19 protein-coding genes and 2 pseudogenes are annotated in these 25984 nt (G+C 47.4%); 12 read left to right on the top strand and 9 right to left on the bottom strand.

What is annotated here, in order from left to right:
* Positions 1 to 144 precede the first annotated feature (144 nt).
* Positions 145 to 1797: a bifunctional UDP-sugar hydrolase/5'-nucleotidase UshA gene (ushA, locus tag ACX9GV_RS13395; RefSeq protein WP_473195868.1), complete on the top strand. Its 1653-nt coding sequence runs from the start codon at positions 145 to 147 to the stop codon at positions 1795 to 1797.
* A gap of 231 nt (positions 1798 to 2028) precedes the next feature.
* Here ushA and ybaK read toward each other — a convergent pair whose 3' ends face one another.
* The 3 genes from ybaK to copA form a co-directional block, all read right to left on the bottom strand.
* Positions 2029 to 2508, bottom strand: coding sequence for a Cys-tRNA(Pro)/Cys-tRNA(Cys) deacylase YbaK (ybaK, locus tag ACX9GV_RS13390; RefSeq protein WP_473195867.1), 480 nt, complete (start codon positions 2506 to 2508; stop codon positions 2029 to 2031).
* Between the two features lie 44 nt (positions 2509 to 2552).
* Positions 2553 to 3365 carry a TraB/GumN family protein gene (locus tag ACX9GV_RS13385; protein WP_473195866.1) on the bottom strand — a complete coding sequence of 271 codons (813 nt, stop codon included), beginning with the start codon at positions 3363 to 3365 and terminating at the stop codon, positions 2553 to 2555.
* A gap of 119 nt (positions 3366 to 3484) precedes the next feature.
* A complete protein-coding gene (copA, locus tag ACX9GV_RS13380; RefSeq protein ID WP_473195865.1) occupies positions 3485 to 6244 on the bottom strand; it encodes a copper-exporting P-type ATPase CopA in 2760 nt (919 codons plus the stop codon).
* A 135-nt stretch (positions 6245 to 6379) separates the two neighbouring features.
* Here copA and cueR point away from each other — a divergent pair, with 135 nt between their 5' ends.
* Positions 6380 to 6781 carry a Cu(I)-responsive transcriptional regulator gene (gene cueR / locus ACX9GV_RS13375; RefSeq protein WP_473195864.1) on the top strand — a complete coding sequence of 134 codons (402 nt, stop codon included), beginning with the start codon at positions 6380 to 6382 and terminating at the stop codon, positions 6779 to 6781.
* Positions 6782 to 6973: 192 nt separating this feature from the next.
* On the opposite strand, the gene ACX9GV_RS13370 is transcribed toward cueR, so the two are convergent.
* The 3 genes from ACX9GV_RS13370 to allS form a co-directional block, all read right to left on the bottom strand.
* Complete coding sequence (locus ACX9GV_RS13370; RefSeq protein WP_473195863.1) at positions 6974 to 7435, bottom strand: NfeD family protein; 462 nt, start codon at positions 7433 to 7435, stop codon at positions 6974 to 6976.
* 2 nt (positions 7436 to 7437) lie between these two features.
* Positions 7438 to 8355: an SPFH domain-containing protein gene (locus ACX9GV_RS13365; protein ID WP_023491007.1), complete on the bottom strand. Its 918-nt coding sequence runs from the start codon at positions 8353 to 8355 to the stop codon at positions 7438 to 7440.
* 82 nt (positions 8356 to 8437) lie between these two features.
* Positions 8438 to 9352, bottom strand: a complete 915-nt coding sequence (allS, locus tag ACX9GV_RS13360) for an HTH-type transcriptional activator AllS (protein WP_023491006.1) — start codon at positions 9350 to 9352, stop codon at positions 8438 to 8440.
* Positions 9353 to 9704: 352 nt separating this feature from the next.
* On the opposite strand from allS, the gene ACX9GV_RS13355 reads away from it, so the two are divergent.
* The 9 genes and pseudogenes from ACX9GV_RS13355 to uraD all read left to right on the top strand — a co-directional run bounded on the left by ACX9GV_RS13355 (position 9705) and on the right by uraD (position 20575).
* Complete coding sequence (locus tag ACX9GV_RS13355; protein WP_473195862.1) at positions 9705 to 10199, top strand: ureidoglycolate lyase; 495 nt, start codon at positions 9705 to 9707, stop codon at positions 10197 to 10199.
* A 176-nt stretch (positions 10200 to 10375) separates the two neighbouring features.
* Complete coding sequence (locus ACX9GV_RS13350; protein WP_023492436.1) at positions 10376 to 11191, top strand: IclR family transcriptional regulator domain-containing protein; 816 nt, start codon at positions 10376 to 10378, stop codon at positions 11189 to 11191.
* A 138-nt stretch (positions 11192 to 11329) separates the two neighbouring features.
* A complete protein-coding gene (gene gcl / locus ACX9GV_RS13345) occupies positions 11330 to 13111 on the top strand; it encodes a glyoxylate carboligase (RefSeq protein ID WP_473195861.1) in 1782 nt (593 codons plus the stop codon).
* A 10-nt stretch (positions 13112 to 13121) separates the two neighbouring features.
* Positions 13122 to 13901, top strand: coding sequence for a hydroxypyruvate isomerase (gene hyi, locus ACX9GV_RS13340; RefSeq protein WP_473195860.1), 780 nt, complete (start codon positions 13122 to 13124; stop codon positions 13899 to 13901).
* A 10-nt stretch (positions 13902 to 13911) separates the two neighbouring features.
* Positions 13912 to 14792: pseudogene (gene glxR / locus ACX9GV_RS13335) on the top strand (2-hydroxy-3-oxopropionate reductase).
* A gap of 436 nt (positions 14793 to 15228) precedes the next feature.
* A complete protein-coding gene (locus ACX9GV_RS13330) occupies positions 15229 to 16485 on the top strand; it encodes an MFS transporter (protein ID WP_473195859.1) in 1257 nt (418 codons plus the stop codon).
* A gap of 283 nt (positions 16486 to 16768) precedes the next feature.
* Positions 16769 to 18223 (top strand): allantoin transporter, encoded by a 1455-nt coding sequence (locus ACX9GV_RS13325; protein ID WP_473195858.1) that lies wholly within the window; start codon positions 16769 to 16771, stop codon positions 18221 to 18223.
* A 74-nt stretch (positions 18224 to 18297) separates the two neighbouring features.
* Positions 18298 to 19659, top strand: coding sequence for an allantoinase AllB (gene allB / locus ACX9GV_RS13320; RefSeq protein ID WP_473195857.1), 1362 nt, complete (start codon positions 18298 to 18300; stop codon positions 19657 to 19659).
* A 331-nt stretch (positions 19660 to 19990) separates the two neighbouring features.
* Positions 19991 to 20575: a 2-oxo-4-hydroxy-4-carboxy-5-ureidoimidazoline decarboxylase gene (gene uraD / locus ACX9GV_RS13315; protein WP_473195856.1), complete on the top strand. Its 585-nt coding sequence runs from the start codon at positions 19991 to 19993 to the stop codon at positions 20573 to 20575.
* 66 nt (positions 20576 to 20641) lie between these two features.
* Here uraD and allE read toward each other — a convergent pair whose 3' ends face one another.
* The 3 genes from allE to allD form a co-directional block, all read right to left on the bottom strand.
* A complete protein-coding gene (gene allE / locus ACX9GV_RS13310; RefSeq protein ID WP_023492390.1) occupies positions 20642 to 21427 on the bottom strand; it encodes a (S)-ureidoglycine aminohydrolase in 786 nt (261 codons plus the stop codon).
* A gap of 65 nt (positions 21428 to 21492) precedes the next feature.
* Positions 21493 to 22725, bottom strand: coding sequence for an allantoate deiminase (allC, locus tag ACX9GV_RS13305; protein ID WP_473195855.1), 1233 nt, complete (start codon positions 22723 to 22725; stop codon positions 21493 to 21495).
* A gap of 165 nt (positions 22726 to 22890) precedes the next feature.
* A complete protein-coding gene (allD, locus tag ACX9GV_RS13300; RefSeq protein WP_473195854.1) occupies positions 22891 to 23940 on the bottom strand; it encodes an ureidoglycolate dehydrogenase in 1050 nt (349 codons plus the stop codon).
* 376 nt (positions 23941 to 24316) lie between these two features.
* Between allD and ACX9GV_RS13295 the strand changes: the two are divergent.
* A pseudogene (locus ACX9GV_RS13295) lies at positions 24317 to 25982 on the top strand (acyl-CoA synthetase FdrA).
* Positions 25983 to 25984 lie beyond the last annotated feature (2 nt).

The raw sequence follows: 25984 nt of genomic DNA, 5'->3' as shown, positions 1-25984 counted from the left end.
AGTAATCGTATCAATTATCTCCAGTAAGTGAGATTACAGCGACACAATTTGACGTAAGTAGCAAAATTTTGAAACCCATATGGTCAATTTACGTTACAATTTTGACCTCACCGAGGTCGCCATTTTTTACAATGGAGAATTGCCATGCGTTTTTCACTTCAAACCACGACTTATGGGCTGCTGGTTTCCCTAGCGCTGTTTTGTGCAACGGCCAATGCCTGGGAAAAAGACAGAACTTACGATATCACTATCTTGCATACCAACGATCATCATGGCCATTTTTGGCAGAACGACTATGACGAATATGGTTTGGCCGCACAGAAAACGCTGGTGGATAGCATTCGCCAGGAAGTGGCCGCTAAAGGGGGGAGTGTTCTGTTATTATCCGGTGGCGATATCAATACCGGTGTACCGGAGTCTGATTTACAGGATGCTGAACCTGATTTTCGTGGTATGACGCTGATTGGTTATGACGCGATGGCGATTGGCAACCATGAATTTGATAATCCACTCAGTGTATTGCGCCAGCAGCAAAAGTGGGCTTCCTTCCCGTTGTTATCCGCCAATATTTATCAGAAAAGTACTCAGCAGCGGTTGTTTGCACCTTATGCGCTATTCGACAAACAAGGGGTGAAGATTGCCGTTATTGGCCTGACCACTGATGACACCGCAAAAATCGGCAACCCAGAGTATTTTACCGATATTGAATTCCGCGTGCCTGCGCTGGAAGCTAAACAGGTGGTAGAGCAGTTACGCCAGGATGAAAAACCGGATGTGATTATCGCCGCAACCCATATGGGGCACTATGATAATGGCAACCATGGCTCCAATGCCCCGGGGGATGTGGAAATGGCCCGTAGCCTGCCTGCGGGGTACCTGGACTTGATTGTCGGCGGACATTCGCAGGACCCGCTCTGTATGGCGAGTGAAAATCATAAACAGGTGGATTACGTGCCCGGAACGCCTTGCGCGCCGGATCGCCAAAATGGGACCTGGATCGTACAGGCTCATGAATGGGGTAAGTACGTTGGCCGTGCTGATTTTCAGTTTCGCAATGGTGAACTGACACTGATGAATTATCAGTTGATCCCGGTTAACTTGAAGAAAAAGGTCGAAAAAGCCGATGGCAGCAGCGAGCGTGTCTATTACACGCAGGAAATTACCAAAGATCCTGCCATGGTCAAGTTATTAACGCCTTTCCAGGATAAAGGCCAGACCCAACTGGAAGTGAAGATTGGCAGCGTTAATGGTCGGTTGGAGGGGGATCGCAGTAAAGTCCGTTTTGTACAGACCAACCTTTCCCGGGTGTTATTGGCGGCACAAATGACAAGGGCCAATGCCGATTTTGCCGTAATGAGCGGCGGTGGCGTGCGTGATTCCATTGAGGCTGGTGATATTACCTACAAAAACGTGCTTAAGGTGCAGCCCTTCGGCAATACGCTGGTCTATGTGGATATGAAAGGCCGTGAAGTTGAGCAGTACTTGGCGGTGGTCGCTAATATGAAGGTCGACTCCGGTGCCTATGCGCAGTTTGCCAATGTGAGTTTGGTGGCAGACGGTAAAGGGGTCAGCAAGGTAAAAATCAAGGGAGAACCCCTACAGGCAGATAAAACCTATCGCATGGCAACCCTGAGTTTTAACGCATTGGGTGGTGATGGCTATCCGAAGGTTGATACCCTGCCAAGTTACGTCAATACCGGTTTTATCGATGCGGAAGTCTTGAAACAGTATATTGAGACTCACTCACCGCTGGATGCCGCCGCTTATGAGCCCAAGGGCGAAATAGTTTATAACTAAATTGAATGTAAGGCGTTTTTGCTTCGAATGGGCATGATGCAGGTTAGCCGACCGTGGAGCGCACGGATGCGCGATACGAGCCCCCAGGGAGGGGTTTACGGCGTGTCGGCGTTCCGTATCATGCCCAGTTGCATTACCCTCAACGTGTAATGGCGTTAGATGCGGTAATCTAGGATAACCTATTCAACAGATTGAGCATCACTTTGCGCTGCAATAGCAGCCCTTTCAGTTTTAATCCCGCTTGGCGATCTCGGCAAAAGAGCCCGATAACAAACGGCAGAGGTCATTGGCCGCCAATTCAATATCCAGCCCACGCTTGCCCCCAGAAACAAAGATCGTAGCAAATTGCTGCGCTGGTGCGTCGATCACCGTAGGTAAACGCTTCTTTTGCCCTAACGGACTGATCCCCCCCACCAGATATCCCGTCACCCGTTGAGCCAGTAGCGGGTCAGCCATTTCGGCTTTTTTGGCCCCTAAGGCTTTGGCGACCTTTTTCAGATCCAATTGAGTGGCTACCGGTGTGACGGCTACCGCCAGATTTTTGCTGTCCCCATTCAGGGAGACGAGCAGTGTTTTATAGACCTGTTGGGCATTTAGCCCCAGTTTCTTTACTACCTCGTCACCAAAATTGGTTTCTTCACTATCGTGATGATAGCTATGTAGCGCGAACGGGATTTTTTGTTTTTCAAGCAGAACCACTGCCGGTGTCATAATCTTATGCCCCAAAATAAAGAGAAATAGAATATCAATACCAGTTATGCCAAGCCTTCCTGTAACAGTGCAGGCAAATTACCATCACCGTATAGATGCAAAGCCCCCACCGCCACCACATAGTTACCTGCTGGTAAGGCTTGCAACTTTTGTTGCCAGTGGCGATTACGGCAATGCATCAATAGGTCATATAACTCGGCACTAAAAGTAGCAGGTAGTGCTTCCGGTAAGGCATTTGGCTTGCTATCCAGCCACCAGCTCACCATGGTTTGTAGCAAACGGGCATTAGTACGCCAATGCTCCAACGTGTCTTGCAATAATCCTAGCCCACCTTGGGGTAATTGTTCCAGCATGGCCAGTTGCTCTGCGGCACCTTCAAGCTCAATCACCGCTATCTGCTGTGCTTTGGCGCTTTGCAATAGCTGGTAATCAATACCGTACTCGGCACGTAATCCTAATAATTGTGCTTGTTGCGCCTGCATCATCAACGCCACTTGCCAGGCAGGCAGCGTAGCAAAGGTAGTGGCATCGGCGCCGATCTCTTGACATAACGCCTGTAAACAATGGAATTCTTGCTGGGAAAGGCGCTGTTCTAGCGGTTGGCATACTTCACCACCACCAAAAGGGGATGGGGTATGGCTGCTGATATCGGCTTCAACGATCAACGCATCAGCCTGACGCAACTGCGTCATTAGGTAGGGGGGTAACGGTGACATATTGCTGGTCCCCATATGAATGCTACCAACCAGATGCAGTTGCCTGCCGCCGGATAACGTCATATCCACCGCCGGATAGGTGTAGGCCCGAGGTGGGAGCAGACCAAGAAAGTTTTTGATGCGGTGCAGCCATTGCCCCATGCCGTATAGCTCCTGATTTTCCCTGCCCGAAAACCGGGCAGGGGGAAGACTTTTCTTATGCTAAACGCTAACGACCGAACAAGAAAGCCAAGGGCACGTATCGCAGACACTTTTTCAGTCTATGACCTTGGTTTAAAGCGCAATAACCGGTTGGCGTTACTGACCACAGTAATCGAAGAGAGCGCCATTGCCGCCCCAGCAATCACTGGGCTGAGCAATGTACCTGTCATGGGGTACAGGATACCGGCGGCAATGGGAATACCGAGCGTATTGTAGATAAATGCCCCCAGCAGATTCTGCTTCATATTACGCAGTGTGGCTTTTGATAACGCCAGAGCGTCAGCAACACCGTGCAAACTATGGCGCATTAACGTAATGGCGGCGGTTTCAATGGCGATATCACTGCCGCCACCCATGGCGATCCCCACGTCAGCTTGCGCCAGTGCCGGGGCATCGTTGATGCCATCCCCCACCATGGCTACCCGGTGTCCTTGAGCTTGCAGTTGCTTGATAGCGTCTGCTTTGCCTTCTGGCATGACACCGGCAATCACCCGGTCAATGCCTGCTTCTTTGGCAATCGCATTGGCAGTGAGGGGGTTATCACCGGTTAACATCACCAACTGATAACCTTGCTGATGCAGACGCTGCAAGGCGCTAACGCTGTCAGCGCGCAACGGGTCGCGGATAGCAAACAAGGCCGCCGGTTTGCCATTGGCTGCTAGCAATACAGGGGTGATGCCACGCTCTGCTTGTTGTTGTATCTGTTGCTCAAAGGGGGACGTATTGATCTGGTTTTCCTGCAATAGCCGGGTATTGCCCAACAGCAATGTCACGCCAGCCACCTCACCGCTAACACCGGCTCCACGCAAGGTACGGAACTGTTCGACAACCGGTAAACTCAGCCCTTTAGCCTGCTCCGTAATCGCGCGGGCCAACGGATGGTTTGCTCCCTGCTCTAACGCGGCGGCCCAACTCAATGCTTGCTGTTGGTCCACTTGGTTAAAGGTAATGATCTCCATCACTCGTGGTTGGCCTTCCGTCAGCGTACCGGTTTTATCGAACACCAGCGTATCGAGATTGCTGGCTTGTTGCAGCGCATCAGCGTCACGCACCAGCACACCGAACTCTGCGGCACGGCCCACACCAGCGATGATCGACATGGGGGTAGCCAACCCCAAGGCACAAGGGCAGGCAATAATCAGCACGGTGGTGGCAATCACCAGGGTATAGACCACTTGAGGTTGCGGGCCAAAAAAGTACCAGATAGCGGCACTGAACAAGGCGATCACCACCACCGTTGGCACAAACACCGCCGAAATTTTGTCAGCCAACTGACCGATGGCTGGCTTGCTACTTTGCGCCTGACGCACCAGTTTAATAATCCGTGCTAGCGTGGTTTTGCTGCCGACTGCCTCGGCGTGGAACAGCACACTGCCATCATCCACCACGGTACCGGCATGTACCGTATCGCCCACACCTTTTTGCTGTGGAATCGCCTCCCCGGTCAACATCGCTTCATCCACCCACAGCTCCCCCTGAATGATTTTACCATCCACAGGAATGCGGTCACCGGTGGTTAGCCGCAATGTCATCCCCAACTGCACCTCTGCCAGCGGGATGCTTTTCTCCCCCTGTTCAGTGACCACTCGGGCGCTAGGGGGGGTGAGATCCAACAAGCGTTCCAGTGCTTGGGAAGATCGCTGCCGAGCCCGTTGTTCCATGGCGTGGCCCAGATTAATCAAGCCGATAATCATTGCACTGGCTTCGTAATAAAGGTGGCGGGCCTCCATGGGGAAGAACTCCGGCCAAATATTAACGCTAATGGAATACAGCCAGGCTGCACCGGTGCCTAAGGCGACCAGTGTATCCATGGTGGCGCTGCCATTTATCAGTGCGCGCCAGGCATTACGGTAAAAATGGCCACCCGCCAACACCATCACAACCAAGGTAATTATGCCGACTATCATCCACGGGCGCTGGGTTTCTGGTGTTAGCGACATACTGCCACCGAATACGCCCCAAGCCATAAGTGGAACGCCGAGTGCCAGCGCCAAGGCGGCCTGCCATCTGAAGCGCTTCATACTGGCTTGTGCCGTCTGCTGCTGGCGCTCTCGACGCTCAGTTTCATCTGCAATCAGTTCTGCACCATAGCCGGCTTTTTCTACTGCCGCCACCAAGGCATTGGGCTCAGCATGGCCGCTAATCAGTGCACTGCGTTCGGCTAAATTGACCCGTGCGGTTGTCACCCCGGGGACATTCTGCAACGCCTGCTGGACTTTGTTGACACAACTGGCGCAGGTCATACCGCTGAGTAACAACTGAATACTGTCATCATCAGTATCCGTTACCGGAGGGGAAGAGGGAGCCGCTGCCTGGGATTCCGGCAATGTTGGGGTAGATTCAGTCAGCGGCTCAGTTTTTGGGTGATGTTTTTCTCCTGCAATGTTTTCTCCTGAAATGTTTTCCCCTGCCAGCTTTTCCCCCGCCAGAGTGGCGTGATACCCAGCCTGTTCAATGGCCGCGATGAGTTGTTCTGCGGGTGTATCTCCGTAGATTTTAGCCGCTTCAAGAGTGACCTCAGCGGCGATCACACCCGGCAGTGCTTCCAGTGCTTTACGAGCGCTACCCACACAGTGCATACAGGAGAGACCGGAGAGTTGTAGTTCGGTATCTGCTTGCGTGGCCACTTTAGCCTGATAACCAGCATCAACAACACTGTCGATTAATGCTGTTGCCGGGGCGCTCCCCGTTACTTTGGCATAGTGAACATTCACTTCTGCTTGTTCGACATCAGTGCGGCTTTCCAGGGCTGTTTTCACCCGTTGCGCACAATGCATACAGGAAAGGCCCTGTAACGCCAGTACGGTAATCTGTGACATAGACTGGTTCCTGATAACAAGATAACGGTATAGGGATAGACTCGTCATACGGTGAATAGGGCGAGTCGGTAAACTTAGGTGTATCATTGAAGAGAAGCTTAAACCTTCCCGCAAGGGTAAGGTCAAGGAGGAAAAATGAATATCAGTGATGTTGCCAAAAAAACCGGTTTGACCAGCAAGGCCATTCGTTTTTATGAAGAAAAAGGCTTGGTAACGGCACCGATCCGTACCGATAACGGTTATCGCAGTTACAGTACCAAACATCTTGAAGAGCTAACGCTGCTGCGCCAGGCACGTCTGGTGGGGTTCACTCTTGATGAATGCCGTGAACTGGTCACTTTATTCAATGATCCCGCCCGCCATAGCGCGGATGTAAAAGCACGCACGCTGCAGAAAGTGGCAGATATTGAGCGGCATATCACTGAACTGGAGGAGATGCGCCAACGATTATTGGCGCTAGCGGAACAATGCCCGGGCAACGAGGGCGCAGACTGCCCGATTATTAATAATCTGGCAGGCTGCTGTCACAATCATTAACGAGTTATACTCGTCATACTTCAAGCTGCTTGGTTGTTGGCTTCCTTCGTTCACCCTAGTCACATAGTTAGCTATGCTCCTAGGGAATTATGAACCTCATCCATGAGGTTCACCCTGCGGGCCAGCACAAGTGCTGTTCAAATCGGTTCCTGACCGATTTGTCGCTCAGTTGCCGCCTACAATCAACTCGAATTATTTAGAGTATATAGCGCGAATCACCAGCGTCGCCCCTTCGACGGCAATGACTTCTACTTCAGTGCCTGCAGGGAGGTCTTCATTGGCTTGAGCACGCCAACTGCTGTCGCCGATATTGATGCGCCCAAAGCCATTCTGCATCGCTTCAGTAAGGGTCCCACGGGTGCCAATCAATTGGCGATTACGTTGGTTTAGCACCTGTGAACTGCCCGCGAACTTTGGCCGTCTGCGTAGCCAGTACCACCACAGGTAGGCAACGATAAGGGTCATCACGGCGAAGAGAACACCTTGCCACTCCCAGCCTAACTGCGGTAATAGCCAGACAATGATGCCAACCACCACCGCAGACACACCACTCCACAGCAGATAACCGGCAGCGCCCAGCATTTCTGCTGCCAGCAATAAGCCACCGAGAGTGATCCAGAACCATTGTGGGTTCGCTGTGATCTGTTCAAGCATGATTAGTTGCCTTTACTCTCTTTTAGCAATTCGGCAATGCCACCAATGGAACCCAGCAAGCTGCTAGCATCCAACGGCATCATAATGACTTTGCTGTTATCAGCTGAACCGATCTTCTGCAGTGCATCGGTATATTTCTGGGCCACAAAGTAGTTAACTGCCTGAATATTACCGCTGGCAATGGCGTCAGAAACCAGTTGGGTTGCTTTTGCTTCTGCTTCGGCGGCACGCTCACGGGCTTCAGCCTGCAGGAACGCAGATTGACGTTCCCCTTCCGCTTTCAGAATTTGTGACTGCTTTTCACCTTCGGCACGTAGAATGGCCGCCTGACGAACCCCTTCCGCTTCCAGAATATCGGCACGTTTGGTACGTTCGGCTTTCATCTGGGCGTTCATGGAGGCAATCAATTCAGCGGGTGGGCGAACATCGCGGATTTCAATCCGGGTGATTTTGACCCCCCAAGGGTTGGTGGCCTCATCGACGATATGCAACAGACGACTGTTGATGCTATCGCGCTGTGACAGCATTTCATCCAGTTCCATTGAACCGAGCACAGTACGGAAGTTGGTCATGGTTAAGTTAACGATCGCCAGTTCGAGGTTACTGACCTCATAGGCGGCACGTGCGGGATCAACAACCTGAATAAAACAGACCGCATCGATGGCCACGTTGGCATTATCACGTGAAATAATTTCTTGAGAAGGGATATCTAACACTTGCTCCATCATATTGATTTTACGGCCAACACGATCAATAAAAGGCACCATCAGGTTCAAACCTGGCATCAGTGTTTTGGTATAGCGACCAAAACGCTCCACGGTCCATTGATAGCCTTGTGGCACAATCTTTACACTGGTAAAGGCGACAATTAACGCTATAACAATCAAAATTGGGATGATGGAAAAGGTAAAATCGAACATGGAACAACCTCCGGTTAGATAGTTAAATTAATATTACGCTAGTGGAGACAGAAAGCCTAATCTCTCCAGGCTAATCGCCCGATTAATCCAGAGGTAAAGTAAACCCTTTGATAAGAGGGTCATGGGATTGAAATAGCGCAATAATGCTTTTGACGACTTCCCCCCCTCGGTGATTTGACCACGCCAATGATAATGTGGATTGCTGGCGTGTGCGCAGCGGTTTTTTCTGCACCAGTTCCTCTCTGTCAAGGTATGGTTGGCATAAGGTTCGGGGTAAAAAACCGATACCGACACCGCGTAAATGACATTCCAGTTTGGTATGGAGATCCGGCACTTTTATTTCACGCTGACCGGAGAGTAACCAGGCAATGCGCTTGTCCAGATGGCGGGCAGTATCTTCAACATTGATTGCCGGGTAAAGCCGTAATTGATCCTCGGGTATTGGCTCAACGGCACCCACTAGCGGATGGTGTGGTGCAATGGCAAATACCCACTCTATCTTGCCCAGTGGCAGTACATTGATACTATTTTCCAGCGACTCATTGCCTGCCGCCCCAATGGCCAGGTGACAATCTTCGTTCAACAATGCATCCCATACCCCCATATAAACCTGGCGCGAGATATGGAACTGGGTAAAGGGGTAGCGTTGTTGCAGGTAGGCCAGTAATTGGGCCACCGTGGCAGGGTTATAGAGCAGATTATTGATAACAATATTGACCTGATGTTCTATCCCATCATTAATTTGGCGCAGTTCATTGGGCATAGAATCAAGCCAATTGTGCCATTGGCTGCAACGTTCCAACAGGTATTCACCGGCCGGAGTCAGATTGACGCTTCGGGTGGTGCGAATGAAGAGTTGGGTACCGATACTTTCTTCCAGTGTTTTGATGCGATAACTGATGGTAGCGGTGGTCTTGTGGAGTAACTCTGCCGCGCGAGAAAAGCTCTGGCACTCTGCCACTTTAATAAATGATCGAATAGTTTCGTGATCCAGCATGTTATTTCCTTAACGCGGCAGCGATGGTTTCCATTCATTGAAAGAGAATTTACTTATCTTATCTTCCTTAGGTTAGCCATTACACATGATTCCGTGATTTTCAGCACTATTTATCAGTTTATTATGATAGATACAGCACAAAACAACTCAATTATTAATGTGCGCTGGGTGATTAAAATTCTTTAATAATATTTCTATTATTAATAGACTAATTTAAATAGTGGCAAATTAATGTGCTGCTGGTCATATTGTGGAATAATTTTCCAATATTAACTTTTAAATTAATCATGACCTGTTTAGAGTGATCTCATTCGGTGGTGTTCCTTTTTAAGATGGTTTGGAGAAGAGATAGATGGATTTAATTGCTGTTGAACTCACACCTGGAGCCTTTGCACCTTATGGTGATGTATTACAGACTGATGAAACCCCCTTTTACCATATCAATGATGGGAAAACGGAGCGCTATCATGATATTGCAAAAGTAGAGGTCACTGATGGGCACCGGGTACTGGTGAGTATCAATCGCTCGGAACCTTGTGATATGCCGATGACGTTCTCGCTACTGGAGAAACACCCGCTGTCATCCCAAGCCTTTATGCCGATGAAGGGGGAACGCTTTGTGGTCATTGTTGCGCAAGCGGGGGAACAGGGTGAAATATTAGTTAATACCTTACGTGCATTTATTACTAATGGTCGGCAAGGGGTGAATTATCATCGTAATGTCTGGCATCATCCTTTATTTGCTTTCGGTAAAGTAACTGACTTCTTCACAGTAGATCGTGGTGGTGCTGATAACTGTGTCGTCAGTCAATTACCTGAGCCTTATCGCGTGGTAATTAGCCAGTAGTCATTAGATAGTAGATTATTTATTTCACCGGGTTCATTCAGGTAATTCAAATAATGCGAGATGAAAGGGTATAAATAACCATAAATCGTACATCAGCCAACATTGCTGCCACTGGAAAGGGGATGGGTATACTATATCGGGTAAACCTTAAGTTGAATTAAGAAAGGAAAGCCCGAATGAACGAACTACGCAGAAAAGGAAGACCAACGACAGATGCAGGAGCAACGAAAGGTGCCCAGGCATTGGACCGAGGGTTGGAGATCCTGCAGTTTCTGGCCAATGCAGGAGGAAGCTCGTCCGTTTCCGTGTTATCCGAAAAGTTAGGGTTACCGCTGTCAACGACATTCAGATTATTGAAAGTATTAGAAAAATCTGAATTTGTTTTTCAGGATCCACAATTAGGTTGGTGGCATATTGGGATCCAGGCGTTCACTGTCGGGGCGGCTTACATGAATGACCGGGACGTGGTTTCAGTAGCAGGTCCCCCTATGCGTCGTTTGATGCTGTTATCAGGTGAAACAGCTAACTTGGCCATCAGGAATAACTTTGATGCGGTATTGATCCGCCAATGTGAGTGCCAGGCCATGGTGCGAATGTGTGCTCCGCTGGGTAGCCGCTTACCGTTACACGCTTCCGGGGCAGGGAAAGCGCTCCTCTATCCCCTGATAGAAGAGGAAATGCTGGATCTGATTGTGCGTACAGGGTTGCACGCCTTTACCCCGAATACGCTGACGAGTGTGAATTTATTGCGCAAAGATTTATCGCAATCGCTGGCCCGGGGGTACGCCATTGATGCTGAAGAGCATGCTGCAGGGCTCAATTGCCTGGCATCAGCGATTTTCGATCGTAGCAACAATGTGGTGGCGGCCATCTCTATTTCCGGGCCCAGTGAGCGTGTGAGTCGTGAGCGTTTTAAGGAATTGGGGGAGCTGGTGCGAGATGTTGCTAATGACATCAGTACGACATTAGGAGAATCACGCAGTCACCATTGAGTCATCTATGACAACACCTGTAGCCGCTGAATCAAGCCGCTGCAGGCTGAACTAGCCTTCCCGTTTGTTGAATAAACGGTTTTTTTTGAATTTAATTTCAATTTGGAAAATTTTTCCAAAAAAGCAGGAGAAGATGAGATGGCAATAATGCGAGCGGTAGATGCGGCAATGTATGTGCTGGAAAAAGAGGGGGTCAATACGGCATTCGGCGTACCTGGTGCGGCGATCAACCCCTTTTATAACGCGATGCGCAAGCACGGTGGAATCAAACATTACCTGGCGCGCCATGTGGAAGGTGCCTCTCATATGGCAGAAGGTTATACCCGTGCTAAACCGGGGAATATTGGCGTGTGTCTGGGGACTTCTGGGCCGGCAGGCACGGATATGATTACCGCGCTTTATTCAGCTTCGGCAGATTCTATTCCTATTCTTTGCATTACTGGGCAAGCACCACGGGCACGCTTGCATAAAGAAGATTTTCAAGCGGTCGATATTGAATCAATCGCCAAGCCTGTCACTAAAATGGCCGTGACGGTGTTGGAACCGGCTTTGGTTCCCCGGGTATTGCAACAAGCGTTCCATCTGATGCGTTCTGGTCGTCCTGGTCCAGTGCTGGTGGATTTACCTTATGACGTTCAAATGGCCGAGATCGAATTTGATCCGGAAACCTACTCCTCACTGGGAGCCTATAAACCCGCAGCCACTCAAGCGCAGATCGACAAAGCGTTGGACATGTTGTGTGCTGCTCACAAGCCATTGATTATTGCTGGTGGGGGTATCCTCAATGCGGATGCGGCTGATTTGTTGCAGGAATTGGCGGAGATTTGCAATACACCAGTGATCCCGACCTTGATGGGTTGGGGCTGTATTCCTGACGATCATACGCTGATGGCAGGGATGGCTGGGTTACAAACCTCCCACCGTTACGGTAATGCCAATCTGCTGGATTCAGATTTTCTATTAGGCATTGGTAATCGTTGGGCCAACCGCCATACCGGGTCCGTGGATAAATATACTGCGGGCCGCAAGATCGTTCATATTGATATTGAACCGACGCAGATTGGTCGCGTTATTTGCCCTGACCTGGGTATTGTGTCCGATGCCAAAACGGCTTTGCAGATGTTGGTTGAGCGAGCTCGCGAGCGCTCAAAACAAGGGCTATTGCCAAACAGAACCGAGTGGGTGGAAACCTGCCTGCAACGTAAGCGGACGCTATTACGCAAAACCCACTTCGACAATGTGCCGATCAAACCTCAGCGCGTCTATGAAGAAATGAACCGGGCATTCGGGCGTGATGCCTGTTATGTCACCACCATTGGGCTTTCGCAGATTGCTGCGGCGCAATTGTTACATGTATTCAAACCACGTCACTGGATCAATGCTGGGCAAGCCGGCCCATTGGGTTGGACCATTCCTTCGGCGCTGGGTGTCTGTGCCGCAGATCCACAACGCAAAGTGATCGCCTTATCCGGTGATTATGACTTCCAGTTTATGATCGAAGAACTGGCCGTCGGTGCTCAATTCAAACTGCCTTATATCCATGTATTAGTGAACAACGCCTATCTGGGGTTAATTCGCCAGTCTCAGCGCGGTTTTGATATGGATTATTGTGTTCAACTCGCTTTTGAAAATATCAATACCCCGGAAATCGGTGAGTATGGCGTTGACCACGTCAAAGTGGTTGAAGGGTTGGGCTGCAAGGCCATTCGTGTGACTAAACCTGAAAATATAGCCTCAGCATTCCAGCAAGCAGAAGAATTAATGCGCCAGCACCAGGTGCCAGTGGTGGTGGAAATTATTCTGGAGCGTGTGACTAACATTTCGATGGGAACCGAACTGGATAACGTAACAGAGTTTGAACCTGTTGCCGAGTCGCCAGAAGATGCGCCGACGGCAGTCAGTTACTTCAAATACCAGTAGGGAAAAAATTATGCCAAAGTTTTCAGCTAATTTATCAATGCTCTTTAACGAAGTGGACTTTCTACAACGCTTTCACTGTGCCAAAGAGCAAGGGTTCACGGCAATAGAGTATATGTTCCCTTACGATTATCCATTGCAGGCATTGCGAACGGCGTTGGAGGAAAACCAATTAACACAGGTATTACAAAACCTCCCTGCAGGGGATTGGGCCGCTGGTGAACGTGGTATCGCCTGTTTGCCAGGGCGAGAGTCTGAGTTCCGCGACGGTGTGGGCATGGCAGTGGAGTATGCCCGTGGATTAGGTTGCGCACAGATCAACTGTTTGATCGGTAACCCCGACAAATCACTGGCACAGCATAAGACTGATGAAATCGTGGTCGCTAACCTGAGCTATGCAGCAAAAGAGTTAGCTAAGGAAAACATTCGCTTATTGGTTGAGCCGATCAATAAATACGATATGCCAGCATTCTACTTGCAAACCACTCGCCAGGCTTTAGAGCTGATGGAGTGGGTGGGTAGTCCCAATCTGTTCATTCAATACGATATTTACCATATGCAGCGTATGGAGGGTGAACTGACCCAAACCATGGAAAATCTATTGAATAAAATAGCGCATATCCAGGTTGCTGATAATCCTGGCCGCCATGAGCCGGGAAGTGGGGAAATTAATTACGATTATATCTTCAGTGCACTGGACCAAATGGGCTATAGCGGCTGGATAGGTTGCGAATACAAACCGGCGACAACGACCGCTGCTGGCCTGTCATGGATTAAAAAATATCAAAATTGAGGGATGCATCATGAAACTAGGCTTTATTGGTTTGGGCATTATGGGAACACCAATGGCTGAAAAGCTGATCGAGGGTGGTCATCAGTTATATGCCAATACCTTGGGGCAGGTGCCAGCAGCATTGCTGCAAAAAGGGGCCATTGCCTGTGCAACGCCGAAGCAAGTGGCTGACTTGGCAGATATTATTTTTATTATGGTGCCAGACACTCCCCAGGTTGAGCAGGTGCTATTTGCTGCCAATGGTTGTGCTGAAGCACAATTGAAAAACAAGATCCTGGTGGACATGAGTTCTATCTCACCACTGGATACCAAAAGTTTTGCTCAACGAATCAATAAATTGGGTGCAGATTATCTGGATGCACCGGTATCAGGTGGTGAAGTGGGTGCCAAGCAGGGTTCATTAACCATCATGGTGGGGGGGATGAAGCGGTGTTCGGGCGCGTCAAACCACTGCTCGCCTTGATGGGGAAAAACATCACCTTGGTTGGCGGTAATGGGGATGGCCAGACCTGTAAAGTCGCTAACCAGATCATTGTAGCGCTGACCATTGAAGCCGTTTCTGAAGCATTGATTTTTGCGTCTAAAGCGGGTGCCGATCCGGCGCGGGTGCGAGAAGCGTTAATGGGGGGCTTTGCTTCATCACGTATCCTGGAAGTGCATGGTGAGCGGATGATTAAGCGCACATTCGAGCCAGGCTTCCGTATTTCCTTGCATCAGAAGGATCTTAATTTGGCATTGCAGGGGGCAAAATCGTTAGCACTCAGTTTGCCCAATACCGCAACTTGCCAGGAGTTATTTAATCTTTGTGCTGCCCATGGTGCAAAAGATCTCGACCATTCTGCTTTGGTGCAAGCCTTGGAGATCATGGGTAACCATAAAGTATCTGATTAACCGGTAGTCATTGTCTCTATCAAGTTGCAGGTGTCTTTATTATTGACCTGCAACTTGGAGAGTGTATTAATTATTTTAAATAATCATTTTAGGTTTAGTAAGTCCTGGTTATTGGCCTTTTTATTTATGACATTGTTTTTATACGAAATGGTTTAATAATCAATTAATAATGAATGTCATTCGATACATTCTTTAAATTAATATTTATTTTTCTGAAGGGTGGAGGAAGATCACTTACCTATTTCTTATTTATTATAAGAAGGAATTGCCATGAGGGTTTTAGAGCCTATTTGTTAGATATATGTAAATTTAAATATCACACGAGTATTTTTTAATTTATGAACGAAGTTTGAGCTCAGACTGTGCGAGAAATTATGTTAACAAGATAAAATTATGAAATGTCATTTTATGATAAATTCATGAAAAGGAGAGTGTCATGAGTACAGAATACAAACCCAGTATGGATTACTGGAAAAAAATTGTAATGGTCATGAGTCTAGGTTGGGTTGCGATTTGGATTTATCGGACCGTCCTTACGCCTATTTACCCTGAAATACAAGCATCAATGGGAAATGTGAGTAATGCTGAAATAGGTGCAATTGCGAGTTTTTATTTCTTTGCCTACTGTAGCATGCAAATTCCTTGTGGGATTTTGGTCGATAAATTCGGTCAAAAAATAATGCTAATGTGCGGATTTACGCTTTTTATTTTAGGTACACTTTGCATTGCAAAAGCGACTGGGATGACGATGATCTATGGTGGTTCACTGCTGGCGGGAGCCGGTTGTGCTTCTTTCTTTAGTTCCGCATACTCGCTCTCTTCAGCTAATGTTCCGAAAGAACGTAAAGCACTCGCTAACGCCATTATCAACAGTGGTTCTGCCATTGGTATGGGGATCGGTTTAATTGGTTCCAGCGTATTGGTGAAAAGTATGGGGCTGGCATGGCAAAATGTCTTGTTTATTGTTGCTGCTATTCTCACTACGATGCTTTGCGTGTTTACTTTAGTTATTCGAACTAAATCAAAAGATAACCTGGTTAAACAGGAAGAAAAGAAAAAAGAACAAACTGTTGACGTAACAGAAGAGAAAGATTCCCCGCTATTTTCTGGCATCTTATGCAGCATTTATTTTCTTTACTTCTGTACCTGCTATGGTTACTACCTGATTGTTACCTGGTTGCCATCATATCTTCAGACAGAAAGAGGGTTTGATGGGAGTAAGATAGGATTTGCATCTGCGGTGGTTGCATTTGTTGGTGTGCCCGGCGCACTGTTTTTTAGCTATCTATCAGATAAATATAAAGATAGTAAGGTTAAAATCATTATCGGACTTGAGATTGTGGCAGCGTCAATGTTGGCGTTTACGGTGTTATCACCCAATACCACCATGCTCATGATTAGCCTTATGTTATATGGACTGCTGGGCAAAATGGCTGTCGACCCGATTTTAATTTCTTATGTTTCCGAACTTGCTTCCGCCAAAAAATTGGGGCGAGCATTCAGCCTGTTTAATTTCTTTGGTATGAGTTCTGCGGTCGTAGCACCAACATTGACTGGTTTTATCTCAGATATCACAGGTTCGAAAGAGATAAGTTTTATCATCTCAGCCGGCTTGGTGGTGACGGGGACGCTAATTTTTGTCATCGTCGTGTTACAAAAAAAGAAAACCAAATACATTACTGAGCCAGCATAAGCTATAACAAAAAACTTGAAGTGATGTTGATATTTAAATGGTTAATTAACTTGGTTTTTGGTTGAGCCATTATCAATGCTGTGATTTGTTAATGGGGCACTTTGATTGATGGCTCTCGAACTTGCCACCTACATATAAATTAAACTATTTGGAGTTTAATATTTTAAAATAATGCATTATGGTTTTCAGATAACAATTTCCCCCAATTAATGGTTTGAGTTGTTTTAAAGATGGATAAAGAAAAATTACTCTATTTTCTTATTTGGTATAAGAAGGAATTGTCATGGAATCTATCAGTAGCAAGCAACGAGAGATTTACCAGCAACGTGGTTATCATGAGGATCTTTTGCCAAAGGAGGCAAATAAGAAAACTTGGAAAGCAATTAATTATTTCACCTTGTGGATGGGGTCAGTCCATAACGTCCCTAATTACGTTGCGGTCGGGGGCTTTTTTATTCTAGGGCTTTCTACAGTTAGCATTATGGCCGCTATTATTCTCAGCGCATTCGTTATTGCTTTTGTTATGGTCATGAATGGCGCAGCTGGTTCAAAATACGGTATTCCTTTTGCCATGATCCTTAGGGGGTCTTATGGTGTACGTGGTGCATTATTCCCAGGGATCCTCAGAGGATGTGTGGCCGCCATCATGTGGTTTGGCTTGCAATGTTATGCGGGTTCACTGGCCTTCCTGATCCTGATTGGCAAACTATGGCCACAGTTTTTGACTTTAGGCGGGGAGTTTAATCTGTTAGGGATCAGTCTGCCAGGATTGATAGCCTTCCTGATTTTTTGGGCGGTTAACGTTGCGATAGGTCTCGGTGGTGGTGGCATCCTTAATAAATTTACCGCCATCCTTAACCCTTGCATTTATGTTGTATTTGGTGGCATGGCTATTTGGGCCATCTCGCTTGCGGGATTGGACAATATTATTGCTTATGTACCCGCGAATGCGGATGTCACGAGTAATAGTAGCTTCATGTTCTTGGTGGTTATCAATGCTGTCGTGGCTGTATGGGCAGCGCCAGCGGTCAGTGCTTCAGATTTTACCCAGAATGCCAGTAGTTTCAAGCAACAGGCATGGGGACAAACATTAGGGCTGGTAGTGGCCTATCTACTATTTGCGGTTGCTAGTGTCTGTATTTTGGCTGGGGCCAGTATTCATTACGGTGTTGATACCTGGAACGTATTGGATATCGTGCAGAAATGGGATAACATTTTTGCATCCGTTTTTGCGGTATTAGTTATCTTGATGACAACCATTTCAACTAATGCTACCGGTAATATTATCCCTGCTGGTTACCAGATTGCGGCAATTGCACCAAAAAAATTGACCTACAAAAATGGTGTGGTTATCGCCAGCATCATTAGCCTATTAATCTGCCCATGGAAATTAATGGAAAGTCAGGAAAGTATCTATCTATTTCTTGATGTTATTGGTGGGATTTTAGGACCGGTTATTGGTGTTATGATGGCACACTATTTTATTGTTGTACGCAGTGACATCGATCTTGATTCTTTATATACGAAGCCGGGCGACTATAAATATTACGACCATGGTTTTAATGGTGTTGCGTTTATTGTGACATTAATTTCCGTGGTTTTGTCTCTCGGGGGTAAGTTTATTGAAATACTGGAGCCATTATCCCGGGTTTCATGGTTTGTGGGTGTTATCAGTGCATTCTGCCTATATGCAATACTTAAGAGTAAAGTGCTTGTTAATCAGCAAGAGTATACCTGAAGTAAATATTATAACGAAGTGAAAATAATGTGGTTATAAAACGCAATGAATTTATTTCACGAAGGAGATTTATTATGTCATACGATATGATTATAAAGAATGGTACTGTTGTTTTTGAACATCAAGCTATTATTACCGATATCGCCATAAAAGCAGGCAAGATAGCCGCTATTGGTGATGGTTTGTCAGGTGCCAAAACAGAAATTGATGCTACCGGAATGGTTGTGGCTCCGGGAATGGTCGACGCCCATGCGCATATGTCTGAGCCTGGTCGTACCCATTGGGAAGGCTATGAAACCGGTACGCGTGCTGCAGCAAAAGGTGGTATTACCACCATGATTGAAATGCCGCTCAACCAACTGCCTGCAACTGTCGATAGAGAGACGATAGAAATGAAGTTTTCTGCGGCAGAAGGCAAACTGTCCATTGATGCGGCGCAATTTGGTGGCCTGGTTTCCTATAATCTCGATCGACTGCATGAATTGGATGAAGTCGGTGTCGTGGCTTATAAGTGTTTTGTCACCACTTGTGGTGACCGTAGTGTTAGTAATGACTTCCGTGATGTGAATGATTTCGAGTACTTCAAGGGATTACAGATACTGTCCAAGCTGGACCAATTGGTTGCTGTGCATGCAGAAAACGCCCTGATCTGTGATGCATTAGGGAAAGAAGCCAAAGAAGATGGACGGGTGACTGCACATGATTATGTGGCTTCACGGCCGGTATTTACTGAAGTTGAAGCTATCCGCCGCGTGATCTACTTGGCGAAAGTCGCGGGTTGTCGCCTGCATATTTGCCATGTCAGTAGCCCAGAAGGGGTGGCAGAAGTGACCCGTGCACGCCAGGAAGGGCAACAGGTTACCTGTGAGTCTTGCCCACACTATTTCGTGTTGGATACCGATCAGTTTGAAGAAATTGGTACCTTGGCTAAGTGTTCACCACCGATTCGTGATGCGAAAAATCAGCAGGGAATGTGGGACAAACTGTTTAATGGTGAAATAGATTGTCTGGTTTCCGACCATTCACCTTGCCCACCGGAGATGAAAGCAGGCAATATCATGCAAGCTTGGGGTGGGATTGCCGGGCTCCAGAACTGTGTCGATGTGATGTTTGATGAAGCGGTACAAAAAAGAGGCATGTCGCTGCCTGAGTTTGGCAAGCTAATGGCTACTAACGCTGCCGATATTTTTGGTTTGAAACATAAGGGGCGTATTGCTGTGGGGAAAGATGCGGACCTGGTGTTTATTCAACCGAATAGCAGCTATGTGTTAGCCACAGAGGATCTGGAATATCGTCATAAAGTCAGCCCGTATGTTGGGCGTAAAATCAACGCACGTGTAGCAAAAACTATTCTGCGTGGCGAGGTGATTTACGATATCAAGGCCGGCTTTGGTGTTCGTCCGAAGGGTAAATTCGTACTGAAACATCAACAATAAATGCCATTGGCATCGCGTTCATCAGAGGTGAACGCGATGTTCTTTATATTTTGTAATACACTGGTTGTTCCGCCAACGTTGCAGTCAGCATTTCAGCTATCACCTAGCGTGACTTTTTTTATTACCTAATACACCTTTATTGCGACAGCGACTTCTAGCTTATTTCAAGTGATGCTTGGGTATCAGCATTCCGGTGAAGATATCGGTATTACTTGAGAATCTATTACCATGGTATCGTGATAAATAATATTTCATAAAGTAAAGATTTTTTTGAATGGATTATTAAATTATCAATATGTTTTTATCTGACAATCCTTAGGGGAGTAATATCATGTTAAGTAAAAAACTATTGTCAGGTGTTTTTTTAATGACTAACTTGTTGTCAATCTCAGCATTTTCTGCAGAACGAGCTTTATATGTTAGTGAATTAAACTCAATGAGTCAGTCGCAATTTGAACAGGCATTGGGTAATGTTTTTGAAAAAGCGCCATGGGTGATTGAGCAAGCTGCTGAAAAACGCCCTTATAAGGGTTTCGTCGATTTATATGAGGGTATTATTGAACCATTGAAAGTGGCGAGTCCTGAGGTTCAGTTAGCCTTGATTAAAAGTCATCCTAATTTGGCTTGTAAGGGTATTCGCGCTGAGAATATTACTGCTCATTCGCAAAGTGAACAAAGTGGTGCTGGTTTGAACCAATGCACACAACAGGAGGCTGACCTGTTATTAAGCTTGAATCAGGCTTATCAGAAGAAATTTGGCTTCCCATTTATGTTGGCTATCAAAGGATATAATAAAGAGGAAATTATTGAGCAGCTAAAAATACGCATTAATAATGATAAACAGCAAGAATTTGATGGTGCATTACAGCAAGTTTATAAAGTGGTACTCTGGCGCATGCTTGATACGGTGAAGTAATAATTATTAAAATACTCAGCCGATGGGTAAATATCGACTGAGTTATTAAAATAAATTCAGATATGATCAAATATCCACGTCTCGGTTACAATCTTTAGAGTAGATATAGCTAAAGCATTCTTTGCCCACGGCGTAACCGGCTTGTGGTACATACGCGGCCATAAAAATATAATCTCCCTTTTTCACCGGGATCCACTCATTATCCAAGTTGTAAACACCGCTGCCACTCAATATATAAGCGCCATGCTCTTGAACATGCGTTTCAATATAACCATGGCTAGCACCCGGTTCGAAAGAAAGAATGTGCATGTTCATATCAAAGCCCAGATCTTTCGGCAGTAAGTCCTGCAGGATGACTTCACTCATCCCTTCATAGTGGATCTTTTCAAGGTTGTTTACATTATCGCAGACGATACGCGCTTCGTGACCAGCAATACGCTTATAGGTACGCTTATACAGGAATAACTGGCTGGATTTACCCGCATTATCGTTAGCCAACCGCAAGGTCACGCCGGCCGGGCAATAGAGATAACCACCACTGGTCAAGGTATGGGCGGTTGCATCGGCGGACGCCTTAACTTTGCCATCAATCACATAGACAAAGGTTTCAACATTTTCACCACCAAAACCCTGCTGATTGTTACCGTCAGCATGCAGTGTCACCACATAGTCGACAAAGCTGGCCCCTAACTTGGGGGTAGATAAAATAGTGACATCACAGTTTTCAAAGCCAGGAATGATATTGCGTACCAAGCCTTCCACTGGAAGAAGCGCATAATTGTCACGCTTGATCACCGCGCGAGAGGACAAAATATCCTTTGGATAGCCAATTTGATTGTTGAAGTAACCCACGTTAATTCTCCTGATTAATAAATCTGCCCCGTCGATTCGCTGTGACAGGGGCAGAACGATGACCGTTATTCCTGATAGGCCAATTGATAAAGGGTATGTGTCAGAATTTTGACGCCTTCAGACAGATCGCTAAGCGCGGTTTTTTCTGCTGGATTGTGGCTGATACCACCAATACTCGGAACAAACATCATCACGGTGGGTATCTTAGGCGCGAATATTTGCGCGTCATGGCCCGCCCCGCTGTGCATCAGGCGGTAGTTGAGGCGCTCGGTTTCACACAGATGTACCACCTTTTGTACCAACTGCCGGTTCATCGGAATAGGGGCTTCATCCATCCACAAATCAATGGTGGGAATGATATCCATCTCTGCACAGATGCGCTTGATATCAGACTCCAATTGTTGTGTAAAACGCAACAACGTTTTCTGATCAGTATGGCGACAGTCAATGGTGAATTGTGCATAACCAGGCACCACGTTGACAACATTAGGCTTAGGTTCCACCTTACCGAAGGTTAATACTAACGGATCCCCTTCAGCCTGTGCTTTAGCGATAGACTCGCAACAGATACGGCTAAAAGCATGAACAGCATCTTTACGATAACTCATCGGCGTTGTGCCAGCGTGATTGGCTTCGCCTTGCAATGTCACATTATAGCGGCGCTGCCCAACGATATCAGTGACGACACCAATGGTCTTCCCCTCGGTTTCCAGCACCTTGCCCTGCTCAATATGCAATTCGACAAAGGCAGCAATATCGCTACGTGGCAATTGATTTGGCTGAGGAAAATCAAAACCGGCGCTATGCATGGCATCAACAAAGTTGACTCCCTTGGCATCGCAGATATTTTGTACATCTTCAGGACGGGCTAAGCCGACAATATTCTTGCTTCCCCAGAAAACGAACGGGAAACGGCTGCCTTCCTCTTCCGCCAAAGAGATCACTTCCAGCGTCCGTAGTGGCGTTCCATAGGTCTCTTTAAGGTGCTTAATGGCCAAATAAGCGGCTTCGATACCCAATTGTCCATCAAGGTTGCCACCATTGACCACGGTATCGATATGAGAACCAGACAGTATCACCTGTTCAGGATACTTACTGCCCAGCAGACGACCAGACAAATTACCCACTGCATCATAGGAAACCGTCAAACCGGCGCTTTCGAAGGCCTGTTTCAATGCCTGTTGGGCGTCAATCCACTCTTTGGTATACAGCAACCGTGTCATGCCACCACTGGGGTCGGCACCTATTTTTGATAACCAGCCAGAAGTTTCACTAATTTCTTGTTGGAAATTTTTCATATCTATCTGCCTTTTTTTAGCTTTCCTAGGATATTTGCTAGCTAGATTGACACTGATAATCCATTAGCTCTGTTTTACCTGGGGTGAGAGATAATAAAAATCACGCAGGTGATGTCACAACCTCGAGAAAGAGCAACATCACCACACGGACTGATTACCTATTTTTTAACTGGCAAACGGGTCTTTATGATCGTAAGAACGTTGGTAAATATCGTCAGAAATCAGGTATTGATAAATCTCATCAACAATATCAATCCCATTCTTCTCACTTTCCAACTCACGCATATGGCTACCTTGACCCGGGTAGAGGACTTTTTCCACCCCAGGTGCAGGTTTGATGGCATTGAGTTCTTTCATTACCTGGCTGACATGCTGACGGAAAACACTTTCATTAGTGAAATAGCCAGGGTTGAGAACAATATGCAGTTGGCCCAATTCCCGCCCTACACTGAGGTCGTGATACATGGAGCTCACATGCTTGCCAAAAGGCAATCCCAGTAATACACCAGAAAGAATATCCACCATCATCATCAGGCCATAGCCTTTTGGCCCGGCAATCGGCAGCAACCCGCTAACAGCGAAAGGGTCGGTGGTGTGCTTGCCTTCGCTGTCAACCGCCCAGGTGTCCGGGATAGGCGCATTACGGGAGCGGGCGTCCAGTACTTTGCCCCAGGCTTGAACGGTAGTCGCCATATCAAAGGTTAAAATGTCTTTCCCTTCTGCGGGTGCCGAGAAAGCAATGGGGTTGGTGCCGTAGTAGACTTCAGCCCCACCATAAGGGACCACCATCGGGTCTGACTGACACAGTGAAATCCCTATCATGTCGGCCTGAGCTGCCTGCTGCACAAAGTAAGACAGGGCCCCACTGTGGCCAATACGCCGAACGCCTACCACCGCGACACCGTTCTCTTTTGCCATTTCAATGGCGTGATCCATGCTCAGTTTAGCTGCAACATGCCCCGCGCCATTATCGCCATCAAAAACGGCACTACAAGGGCCGGTTTTTTCATAAGTGAAGTGCGGATTATTGTTGGTACCCCCTTTGCTAATGCGTTCAGAATAATATTCTACCCTGACGGCACCGTGAGAGTGGATACCGCGAGCATCCGCATGGGCCAAAACATCGGCGACAATGCCGGCATGAACCAGGTTTAGCCCTGCTGCATGAATTTTATTTTGAATAAGTTGATGCAATTGTTGTTTAGAGACTTTCATAGACAGTCCTTTCGTTACTACAGTTTATTAAGCCACCTTTGGCTCATAATGTATAAAGCTGAGAGGAAAATAATGTGATCTAGATTAGCATTGTATTATTTATTTAAATTTTCATTGAATGCAAATAAATTTATTAAAATATTTTTAATAAATGGATTTTCTTTTTCATTCTATTGTCAAGTGCTTATCAGATTTAATGATTTTTTCTAACAATGATTAAACTGTGATGGCTCTCACCTTTATGCGGGGCTTTTATTTGTAGCTTGAAAGGAGAAAATTAAATTTTTTGAAAGTAAATAGGCGAATAAAAATATTAGTGCTTACCTGTTATGAACAAATGAGGGTAAGGCTCACATGCTGTATTAAGGATATCACTATGGTCCATGCTTTTATAAAAAAAGGGAGCTTTCAGGATTCGGTTAGCCTGATGCTAATTTCCCGTAAACTCAGTGAATCACCTGACGTCGAAGAAATCTCGGTGATGATGGGGACACCAGCGAATAAATCACTACTTGAAGCCACGGGCTTCTGGCATGCGCAATTTAGCGAAGCAACCCCGAATGATATTTGTGTGGCGATTAAAGCAGACTCCGCAGATAGCCATATTACTGAGCAGATCAGTGAATCGTTGGAGGCCGCATTGAAGGCGATTGCCCAAGGGCAGCAGGGGGGAAACGTCTGCTCAAAGCCCGTAGTTGGCGTATGGCCAGGCAGAAGTTACCAGAGGCCAATATGGCGCTGATTTCCATTGCGGGTGAATATGCGGCAGGTTTGGCTGATCAAGCGTTGGAGGATGGCTGCAATGTGATGATGTTTTCTGACAACGTCAGTGTGGAACAGGAGGTGGCACTCAAAACCAAGGCGCGTAGCAAGGGGTTGATTGTTATGGGCCCTGACTGTGGCACTGCCAGCATCGCAGGGGCACCGCTGGCTTTCGCCAACGTCGCCCCGCAGGGAACCATCGGCATCATCGGTGCTTCTGGTACCGGCATTCAGGAACTGATGTCACAAATTACCCTGGCTGGGCAGGGGTTATCCCATGCGATCGGTTTAGGGGGGCGTGATTTAACCGCCGAGGTGGGGGGATCAGTGCCATCAGTGCGTTGCGTATGCTGGCGGCGGATCCTCAGAGCCGGGTATTGGCATTTGTCTCCAAGCCACCCGCTGCAGAGGTACGCCAGCGGGTGATTGCAGAGATGAAAACACTGGGTAAGCCGGTGGTGGCATTATTCCTGGGTACCCGGGCAGCCAAGCAACAAGAAGATAATATTACCTTTGCTGCCACGCTGGATGAGGCGGCACGTCTGGCTGCCATGCTGGCCCATGTACAACAAATGGCTGCTCAGCAACCGGCTGTCTGTGGCAGCAAAATCTGCGGTTTCTATGCGGGCGGCACCCTGGCGGCTGAATGCGCCATGCTGCTGGGGGAACAACTGGGCCTTGAGGGGGACAGTAAACACCACCAGGGCTCAATGCTTAATGCCGACGGGCACCACATTATCGATATGGGTGATGATTTTTACACCCAGGGCAAGCCACACCCGATGATTGACCCTTCAACCCGTAATCAGGAAATTGCTCGTCTGGCTCAACAGCCCCAGGTTGGTGTGTTACTGCTGGATGTGGTGATTGGCTATGGCGCGCAGGAAGATCCTGCGGGTTCGCTGGTTAACGAGGTTAAACGCCTGCGTGAAAAGCGCGGCGAGGCTCATCCCTTGGCGGTTATTGCCACGGTGACCGGGACTGAACAGGATCCACAACAGCGCTCCAAGCAGATTACCACCCTGAGTGAAGCGGGTATCGCGGTCATGAACTCACTGCCGGAAGCCGTGCAGTTAGCTTGCCAGCTCATTGCGCCCCCACGGCTTGGCGTTAGCGAACCGGTGCCTGCCATGTTGGCCGGTGTTGCGGTGATCAACGCAGGTCTACGCAGTTTTGCTGATGACCTGCAAACCAATGATATTTCAGTAGTCCACTACCAGTGGGCTCCGGTTGCCGGTGGCAATCAACGATTGGCTAATATACTGAAAAAATTAAAGTAAGG

This window comes from Serratia sp. 25CWL12 (assembly GCF_055790885.1).
Note: the sequence above shows the minus strand (reverse complement) of the source record. Positions and strands in the feature narration are given on the sequence as shown.